Genomic DNA, 9,108 nt, shown 5'->3' on the forward strand with positions numbered 1-9,108 from the left:
ATGCTCTGTTGCAGGTCGGCGAGGAGAAAGTCTGGTGTCGCGGCGGTTTGCTCAGCGGCATGGAGCTGGTTCTTGGTTTGGGTTCGGAGCTGGTTGAGCGCGGCGATGCGGCGCGCGCAAGGGCGGATGGTCAGGGCCAGTGCGTCGGGACGCTGCCAGGGCTCGAAGGGCATGCGCAGGGCGAACTGGGCGAGGAGCGTGGCATCGACGGCATCGGTCTTGGTCCGGGTCTGCATGGCCTCGGCGAAGCGTTTGGCGGCCTTGGGGTTGATGACCATGACTTCCAACCCGGCGTCATCCAGGGCCAGATCGAGGTGATAGAGACCGGTCGCCTCCAGACCGACGCGACTGACCTGAGCCTTGCGCAAGCGGTTGATCAGGGTCGCGTGCCCCTGGGAGGTGTTCTTGAATTCGCGGGCTTTTCTCATCTGGCCATCACGGCTGATAGCCAAGGTAACGGTTTGGTAGCTGACATCGATTCCGGCGGTTTTCATGTTCTGTTTCTCCAAATTGGTAACGATCAGTTAGGATGGCTACCGGGTTCCCCGACCCTGAACCCTCGCCTACCAACCTTGTGTCTGCAGGCTCACGAGCACCGCTCACGGCCTCGGATACGCTTCGGTATTGGCGAAGCGGGCGGGGAGCTAATCTACGTTCAGGCTCGTGGCATCGTGGCATCAGGATGTGACGGCTTCCCAGGTCCTCTTCATCAAATCCTTTTATAGCTTATCCTTGGCTCTCCCTTGGAAACAGAACATACAAGGATGTGGTGAGCCGCCGGGTGCGGGACGCGCCCGGCGGCGAACCGCATCTTTGGACGGTGGGCGTGCCCAACACTTGTCCCGACCGTAGGGAGGGATCTTTGTGTTGGGCACGGGCAGCAGGTTCCCTACGTCCGGTCCGCCAAACCGCGCCAAATAATTCAGGAGGCCCTTTATGGATTCCGGACTGCCAACGATCATGGAAGGGTCCCACCGGACGTTTCGGAGTGCGGCGGCAACCTTACCCCGATGCCTACCGGAATCGACAGCGCCAGGCATAAGCGGGGGGTCGGCCAAGTGGCACAATCCTGCCGCCGCTTTGGATTTGGCGATGTATCCGTTCCCAACAATCGCTTGACACCGAGGTGGCTTCTCGCGTTTTCTATGCGCCCTTCACCATCGGATGCTAAGCAAACCCATGAACCTGGTCATCGTGGAGTCGCCCGCCAAGGCGAAGACAATCAAGAAATATTTGGGTCCCGACTTCGAGGTCATGGCCTCCTACGGCCATGTGCGCGACCTGGTCCCGAAGGAGGGGGCGGTCAATCCGGACCAGGGGTTTTCCATGCAGTACCAGGTCATCGAGCGCAACGAACGGCACGTTCAGAACATCGCCAGGAGGCTCAGGCAGGCCGAGGCCCTGTATCTGGCAACCGACCCGGACCGAGAAGGGGAGGCCATCTCCTGGCATCTCTACGAGCTCTTGAAGAACCGCCGTCAGCTCGGCAAGCGGCCGGTGCACCGGGTCGTCTTCAACGAGGTCACCAAGCGTGCGGTGCAGGACGCGGTGGCCAATCCGCGGCGGCTTTCCGTGGATCTGATAAACGCCCAGCAGGCGCGCCGGGCCCTGGATTATCTGGTGGGCTTCAACCTCTCGCCCCTGCTGTGGAAGAAGATCCGGCGCGGCCTGTCCGCCGGCCGGGTCCAGAGCCCCGCGCTCCGGCTCATCGTGGAGCGGGAACAGGAGATCGAGGCCTTCGAGATCCGGGAGTACTGGACCCTTATCGCGGACGCGGTCAAGGAGGACAAAGATTTTGAGGCCAAACTCACCCGGTTTGCCGGCGAGAAGCTAGAGCAGTTCAGCATCCGGGACGAGGCCCGGGCCGAGGAGATTAAACGCGCCCTGGTGGAGGCGGCCCGGGGGAAGCTCAAGGTCGAGCTGGTAGAGCGCAAGCAGCGCAAACGCAACCCGGCCCCTCCTTTCATCACCTCGACCCTCCAGCAGGAGGCGGCGCGCAAGCTCGGCTTTACCGCCCAGCGCACCATGCGGATCGCTCAACAGCTCTACGAGGGTGTGGACGTGGGCGGCGGTGCGGTGGGGCTCATCACCTATATGCGTACCGACTCGGTCAATCTGGCTACCGAGGCCCTGGACGAGATCCGCGGGTTCATCGGCGAACGCTACGGCGCCGACCACCTGCCGCCCCAGGCGCGCATCTACAAGACCAAGGCCAAGAACGCCCAGGAGGCCCACGAGGCGGTCCGGCCTACGTCCATCCGGCGCCTACCCCAGGACCTCAAGGCCCATCTGACCGCGGATCAGGCCCGGCTCTACGAGCTGATCTGGAAGCGTACCCTGGCCTGTCAGATGGCCCATGCTTTGATCGACATGGTGGCAGTGGATCTGAGCGCGGGAGCGGGCAACCTGTTTCGGGCCACCGGCTCTGCGGTGGTCAGTCCCGGCTTCATGCGCGTGTACCTGGAGGGACGCGATGACGCCAAAGGGGCGGACGACGACCAGGAGCGGATGCTGCCCCAGCTGCGGGAAGGCGAGCTGGTGGACCTGAAGGCCATCCGCCCGGAGCAGCACTTCACCGAGCCGCCGCCGCGTTACACCGAGGCGTCCCTGGTCAAGGCCCTGGAAGAATACGGGATCGGCCGCCCTTCCACCTACGCCAGCATTATCTCCACCCTGCAAGAACGGGAGTATGCGGAGCTGGAGAAGAAACGCTTCCACCCGACCGATGTGGGCCGCATCGTCAACCGGTTCCTGACCGAGCACTTTACCTCCTACGTGGATTACGACTTTACGGCCAAGCTGGAGGACGAGCTGGACGCGGTCTCCCGCGGAGAAGAGGACTGGATCCCCCTATTGGAACAGTTCTGGCGACCCTTCAAGGACCGCGTCGATCACACCCAGGAGCACGTCAAGCGCAGCGACGTTACCCAGGAGGCCATCGAAGAGGCCTGCCCCCAGTGTGGTGCACCCCTATCGATTCGTCTCGGGCGCCACGGCCGCTTTATCGGCTGCACCAAGTATCCAGAGTGCGATTATACGCGGGACCTGGCGGACGCGACCAAGCCCGAGCAACCCCCGGCCGAGGTGGTGGAGGGGCGCAGCTGTCCCGAGTGCGGCTCCGAGCTGCAGATGAAGCGCGGCAAATACGGCAAGTTCATCGGTTGCAGCGCCTATCCCAAGTGTCGTTATATCGAGCCCCTGGAGCGTCCCCAGGATACAGGCGTCACCTGCCCCAAGTGCGACCAGGGGACCCTGCTGAAGAAGAAGTCGCGGCAGGGCAAGGTCTTCTACTCCTGCTCCACCTACCCCAAATGCGATTACGCGCTCTGGAACGAGCCGGTCGCCGGGCCCTGTCCCCAATGCGGCTGGCCGGTGCTCACGCTCAAGGTCACCAAGCGTGATGGAGCACGGAAGGTCTGTCCCCGGAAGGATTGCAACTATACTGCCCCCGGCGAGGAGACCGCCACGCCCGAGTAGACCGTCTTTTGAGTAGTGAATGCATATTTGCGTAGGGTGGGCTGCGCCCACCAATGGGCACAGCCTATCAATGATTCGGCACGGTTTGGGGGAAAAGATCCCTCCTGCGTCGGGACAAGAAAGATCCCTCCTGCGTCGGAACAGGGTTTGACGGGTTGCGTTTCGACGCCCAACGGCTCATTGATCGACGGCCAGGTCGGTACCGGCGTCTCAACGCAACCTACACCCAGATTACCCCCGCGCTGCCGGCCCGCGCGGCCTCGCGTTAAGTGTAGGTTGGGTTAGGCGCGCTGTCCGATCCCGAAGCACGGTGACGTGGCCGAACGCGCCGTAACCCAACACGCCGGACTGGTCCCGACGCAGGCGGGATCTTTTCCTACAACCAACGCCAAATAACCCAGGACTGCACCCGAACAGGCACAGTGTCGAACGCGGCGTAACGCAACCCGACGCTCGGATCCGTTTTAACCGGACAGCTTCTTAGTGTTCACCCGCCGGGCCGCCGATATGACCCTCACCGGTCGCACTGCCTTCGGGCTTGGGGCCTAGGGTCACCCCTGCGCTGCCGGACCCACCCTCTGTTTCTTCGTCCCAGTCTCTGGGTGCCCGCGGGGAACGCCCGGCCATGATGTCATCGATCTGGTCCGAATCGATGGTCTCGTATTTGATGAGGGCATCGGCCATGGTGTGCAGCTTGTCTATGTTTCCGTCGAGTAGCTTGCGGGCCCGTTCATAGTTGCGGTCGATGAAGCTGCGTACCTCTTCATCGATGAGGTGCGTCGTCTCGTCGGAGACGTTTTTGTGCTGGGTCACCGAGTGGCCGAGGAAGACCTCCTGCTCCTCCTCGCTGTATGTGAGGGGTCCCAGCCTCTCCGACAGGCCCCACTTGGTAACCATGTTGCGCGCGATCCGGGTAGCGACCTCGATATCCGAGGTGGCGCCGTTGGTCACCTTCTCCTTGCCGAATATCAGCTCCTCGGCGATACGCCCGCCGAATGTGCTTGAGATCTTACTCTCGAGGTATTGCTTCGACCAGCTGTGGCGGTCCTCCTCGGGCAGGAACATGGTCACGCCTAGGGCCCGGCCGCGGGGAATGATAGTCGCCTTGTGCACCGGATCGTGGGCCGGCACCAAGTAACCTACGATGGCGTGTCCGGCCTCGTGATAGGCGGTGAGCTTCTTTTCCTCCTCGGACATGACCATGGAGCGGCGTTCCGCCCCCATCATGATCTTGTCCTTGGCCTTCTCGAATTCTTCCTGATCGACCAGACGCTTGTTGGCGCGGGCAGCGAACAGGGCCGCCTCATTCACCAGGTTGGCCAGGTCGGCGCCGGAAAAGCCCGGCGTACCGCGGGCGATGATCGAGGCCTTTACATCCTCCCCCACCGGGATCTTACGCATGTGGATCTTGAGGATATGCTCGCGCCCACGCACGTCCGGCAGAGGTACCACCACTTGCCGGTCGAAGCGGCCCGGGCGCAGCAGGGCCGGGTCGAGCACGTCGGGCCGGTTGGTGGCGGCGATGACGATGACGCCCTCATTGCCCTCGAAACCGTCCATCTCCACCAGGAGCTGGTTCAAGGTCTGCTCGCGCTCGTCGTGACCGCCTCCTAATCCTGCACCGCGGTGGCGACCGACGGCGTCGATTTCATCGATGAAGATGATGCAAGGGGCGTGCTTCTTGGCCTGCTCGAACATATCGCGCACGCGGGAGGCACCCACGCCGACAAACATCTCGACGAAGTCGGAGCCGGAGATGGTGAAGAAGGGCACCTTGGCCTCACCGGCAATGGCTCGTGCCAAGAGCGTCTTGCCGGTACCCGGGGCCCCCACCATGAGCACGCCTTTGGGGATCTTACCACCGAGCTTCTGGAACTTGGACGGATCGCGCAGGAAGTCGACCATCTCCGTGACCTCTTCCTTGGCCTCGTCGGCACCGGCCACGTCGCTGAAGGTGACCTTGACCTGATCCTCCGAGAGCATGCGCGCGCGGCTCTTGCCGAAGGACATGGGCCCGCGACCACCGGCCCCACCCTGCATCTGGCGCATGAAGAAAATCCACAGACCGATGAGGATAAACAGCGGGAACCAGTTGATCAGGATCTGCATCAGGACCGAGGGCTTCTCCGGAGGACCCGCCTTGATCAGCACCTTGTTGTTGAGCAGATCGCCCACCAGACCGTCATCCCCGGGGCTGTAGGTAGAGAAATGCTGGCCGGATTGGTTCACCCCTTCGATGGTGCGGCCGGTAATGGTCACCTCCGCGATCTGGCCCTGATGCACCTGATCGACGAAGTCGGAGTAGGCCATCGCCTGCGGACCACGCTGGGTCGACGTAAAGTTGTTGAACACCGACATCAGGACGATCGCAATGACCACCCATAGAATCACATTCTTCGCCATGTCGCTCAAGGCATGAGTCCTCTTGCTTCCACGAAAACCGGCCCCGGTGGCGTTTTCGAGCATCTACTCGGAAAATGGGGACGCCAGCGGTTTCTATCAAAGAGCAAATCCACTCGCTGCAACTTACTATAAAGCATACCCTGTTGCTACTAAATAGAGTTCTCGGCTCCTGGGACGGGAGGATTTCGGCTTACGGCTGGCAACGCGCCTGAAGGAAGCGCGCACCGCTTTGTGGAAGGCATCGAAACCTTCCCCTTGAAAGGTTTTGACCACCAGTGATCCACCGGGTTTCTGTAACTGCCGTGCCAGATCCAGGGCCAGCTCGCCCAGATAGATCATGCGCGGCTGATCCACCGCGGGGTTGCCACTCAGATTCGGTGCCATATCCGAGAGCACGACATCCGCTGTCTCACCGTTCAGGGTTTGCCGAAGCCGAGCCAGGGAGGCCTCTTCGCGGAAGTCGGCCTGAATGAAGATCACATCCGGTAAGGGCTCCATCGGTAAGCTGTCGAGGGCGACGATCCGCCCCTGCGGCCCGACGATCCGGGCCGCTGCTTGGCTCCAGCCGCCCGGCGCCGCCCCTAGGTCCACAACCGACATACCGGGGCCCAAGATCCGCTCCTTCGCTTGAATCTCCAACAGCTTATACGCGGCACGGGAACGGTAGCCCTCCTGTTGGGCCCGCTTCACATAGGCATCCTTGAAGTGCCGATCGAGCCAGCGGCGGCTGCTCTTGGTCTTAGCCCGCATATTCACGGAGGATCGATGATGTCGGTTCCGGCCGCCTAGCTGGGGATGGTGCTCATCTGGTCCACGACGCCCTTGGTGATCAAGTGGAGCAGCGAGCAGGCAGGCGTTCTTGAGGCGGTGGGCAGGCGCTCACCGCATCCTACGGCCCTACGCGCAACGCGACGGCCGCGCGGGGGGTAATGTGGGTGTAGGTTGCGTTAAGACGCCGGCATGACCCAAGCAGACGATCAGCGAGCCTTTGAGCGTCGCAACGCAACACGTCCGGTCCCCCAAACCGTGCCAAATCATTCAGGATCACTTCGAGGATCGATAATAATCCATCAGAATCCGGGCTACCTCAGGACGCGAGAACTCCTCGGGCGGGGCAACGCCCTCGGACAACATCTGCCGCACCTTGGTGCCGGACAGGAGCACGAAGTCCTCCTTGGTATGATCCGGTGCCTCACGCATCATCACCACCTTGCCGAGCTTCTTGGACCAGGCGGTGTGGTCGGCCTTGAAGATCCCGATTTCCAGCGCCCCCTTCGGGACCTCCTCGTCGAAGATGGTCTGGGCATCGAAGGCCCCGTAGTAGTCCCCTACCCCGGCGTGATCGCGACCGATGATGAAGTGGGTCGCGCCCATGTTCTGGCGGAAATAGGCGTGCAGAACCGCCTCGCGCGGGCCGGCGTAGAGCATATCGAAGCCGTAGCCGGTGACCATGGCGCTGTTCGGTTGGAAATAAAGCTCAACCATCTTGCGGATAGCCGCATCCCGCACCGGCGCAGGGATGTCACCGGACTTGAGCTTGCCCAGGAGCATGTGGATGACCAAGCCATCGCACCCGAGGCGCTCCATGGCCATATGGCATAACTCCTCGTGGGCCAGGTGCATCGGGTTGCGGGTCTGGAAGGCGACGATCTTGCTCCATCCGCGCTCGGCGATCTCGTGACGAATCTCCACCGCAGTGCGGAAGGTGTCCGGGAAATCGTCCTGGAAATAAGAAAAATGCAGCACCCGGATGGGACCGGAGACCGCAAACCGACCTTGACGATTAAAGGCGGCAACCCCTGGATGATCCATGTCGTCCGTGCGGTAGACCTGGTCGGTCATCAGGGTCATCTGTTCGTCACTGACGGTCTCGATGTCCTCTACATCCATGACCGCGAGAACCGGATTGCCCTCCATGTTCGGGTCGCACAGGGCGATGCGGCGGGCCCCCTCGATGGTAGCGACGCTGTCGAGCAGGCACAGCACAGGCACGGGGAAAAACAGACCATCGGTGGTCTTCATGGTTCGGGCTACGCTCACGGCGTCTTCCACCCTCATATAGCCCTTGAGCGGACTGAAATAGCCGCCGCCCATCATGACCGCGTTACCCGCAGCCTGGGAGCTGATCATCACCGAGGGCAAATCCCTCGCCTCACGCATCAGCTCATGGTGCTGGTCCGGATCATAAACGAACAATGGTTGCAGCTCGTCGGAGCCGACTGGTTTGATCATCTTCTGCCTCTCCTCAGGACTTGCGCTCGGGCGTCCGATACGGGCACGCGCGACGAGGCAAATCTCGTTTGCGATAGCTTATGCAGACCTTGTGGCAGGTTGCGGAGTTGTGTGGCCGTCGTGCTATAGGGGCTGGAGCAGCGGCATTATTTAGGGTGCAAACCATACCATAGTTGTCACTTTTCCCCGGCAAAAACTGTGTTTATGGGTGCAGCAATAGAGCCTTTGGTCCGCTGGCTAGCCCGCATATCCCATCGCGGACTGCCGTTCTAGTACAACGGCACCGAAGTACCGAATAACATGGGAATCATTTCTTTGCCGCAAATAAATGCCAATGTGTGCTAATATGTGTGCATCCTAGCACACCATCAGGCTCGTGCATGTTAGTTAACTGTTACTAGAAATAGAAGAAAATGGTATGAAAAGTAACTTCCTGGAACGGATTACATTAGAAGAAGGAAAATGTGGGAGCCGTCCATGTATTAGAGGAAAACGAATGCGTATTAGCAATGTCCTTATTCTTTGTTTTTCATATGAAGATGAGTGTTGAAATCAGATGCCCTACTTCGTCTACAAAATCTCGCCGCCGTCATTGCTGACGCACATAGGAACGGAAGACCGTTATCAGAATGCGCGTGCCTGGGTGCGCCGGCTGCGTCGAGAGCAGCCATCCGAAGCGGTGTTCCAGTATCGGATGGCCTTTGCGAACAGCCAGGCCGAAGCCGAGAAGCTCTTGTCCAAACCCCGGGACGAGCGTGTCATCGGAGAGGACTGACGGCAACGGGCACAATAGGATTGCGCCCGCCGCAACTCGATTGCGAAATCGACCCGCGCTGAACCCAATGCCATTAAGTTAAGCATTACCGGTCAGCGAAAAAGAGGAAAAACGACGAATCACGCGAATCCTCGCGAAATTGTCATCCCGAACCGAAGGGAGGGATCTTGTTCGCGCTGATTCGCGCGCTTCGTCGTTTTCTCTTCCGCATCCTGACCGAC

General features: G+C 60.9%; 6 protein-coding genes. 2 read left to right on the plus strand and 4 right to left on the minus strand.

Features of this window, described 5'->3' with window-relative positions; all coding sequences use genetic code 11:
• The coding region (locus BQ17_RS03855) for an IS110 family transposase (protein WP_141699082.1) at positions 1–494 on the minus strand (494 nt) is incomplete at its 3' end.
• 685 nt (positions 495–1,179) lie between these two features.
• Here BQ17_RS03855 and topA point away from each other — a divergent pair.
• Entirely contained in the window at positions 1,180–3,477 is a 2,298-nt protein-coding gene (topA, locus tag BQ17_RS03860; protein ID WP_089724450.1) for a type I DNA topoisomerase, read from the plus strand.
• 480 nt (positions 3,478–3,957) lie between these two features.
• Here topA and ftsH read toward each other — a convergent pair whose 3' ends face one another.
• From ftsH to sat, 3 genes are all read right to left on the minus strand, one after another.
• Complete coding sequence (ftsH, locus tag BQ17_RS03865; protein ID WP_176722279.1) at positions 3,958–5,880, minus strand: ATP-dependent zinc metalloprotease FtsH; 1,923 nt, start codon at positions 5,878–5,880, stop codon at positions 3,958–3,960.
• 126 nt (positions 5,881–6,006) lie between these two features.
• On the minus strand, positions 6,007–6,630 hold the full coding sequence (gene rlmE / locus BQ17_RS03870; RefSeq protein WP_089724452.1) for a 23S rRNA (uridine(2552)-2'-O)-methyltransferase RlmE: 624 nt from the start codon (positions 6,628–6,630) through the stop codon (positions 6,007–6,009).
• Between the two features lie 294 nt (positions 6,631–6,924).
• On the minus strand, positions 6,925–8,112 hold the full coding sequence (sat, locus tag BQ17_RS03875) for a sulfate adenylyltransferase (RefSeq protein ID WP_089724454.1): 1,188 nt from the start codon (positions 8,110–8,112) through the stop codon (positions 6,925–6,927).
• Positions 8,113–8,668: 556 nt separating this feature from the next.
• On the opposite strand from sat, the gene BQ17_RS03880 reads away from it, so the two are divergent.
• Positions 8,669–8,887, plus strand: coding sequence for a hypothetical protein (locus BQ17_RS03880; RefSeq protein WP_089724456.1), 219 nt, complete (start codon positions 8,669–8,671; stop codon positions 8,885–8,887).
• Positions 8,888–9,108 lie beyond the last annotated feature (221 nt).

Origin of the sequence: Candidatus Thiosymbion oneisti, assembly GCF_900092655.1 — a bacterium.
Classification (GTDB): domain Bacteria; phylum Pseudomonadota; class Gammaproteobacteria; order Chromatiales; family Chromatiaceae; genus Thiosymbion; species Thiosymbion oneisti.

Coding starts and splice junctions, on each gene's coding strand:
- topA (WP_089724450.1), top strand. CDS start 1,180: ATGAACCTGGTCATCGTGGAGTCGCCCGCCAAGGCGAAGACAATCAAG.
- ftsH (WP_176722279.1), bottom strand. CDS start 5,880: ATGGCGAAGAATGTGATTCTATGGGTGGTCATTGCGATCGTCCTGATG.
- rlmE (WP_089724452.1), bottom strand. CDS start 6,630: ATGCGGGCTAAGACCAAGAGCAGCCGCCGCTGGCTCGATCGGCACTTC.
- sat (WP_089724454.1), bottom strand. CDS start 8,112: ATGATCAAACCAGTCGGCTCCGACGAGCTGCAACCATTGTTCGTTTAT.
- BQ17_RS03880 (WP_089724456.1), top strand. CDS start 8,669: ATGCCCTACTTCGTCTACAAAATCTCGCCGCCGTCATTGCTGACGCAC.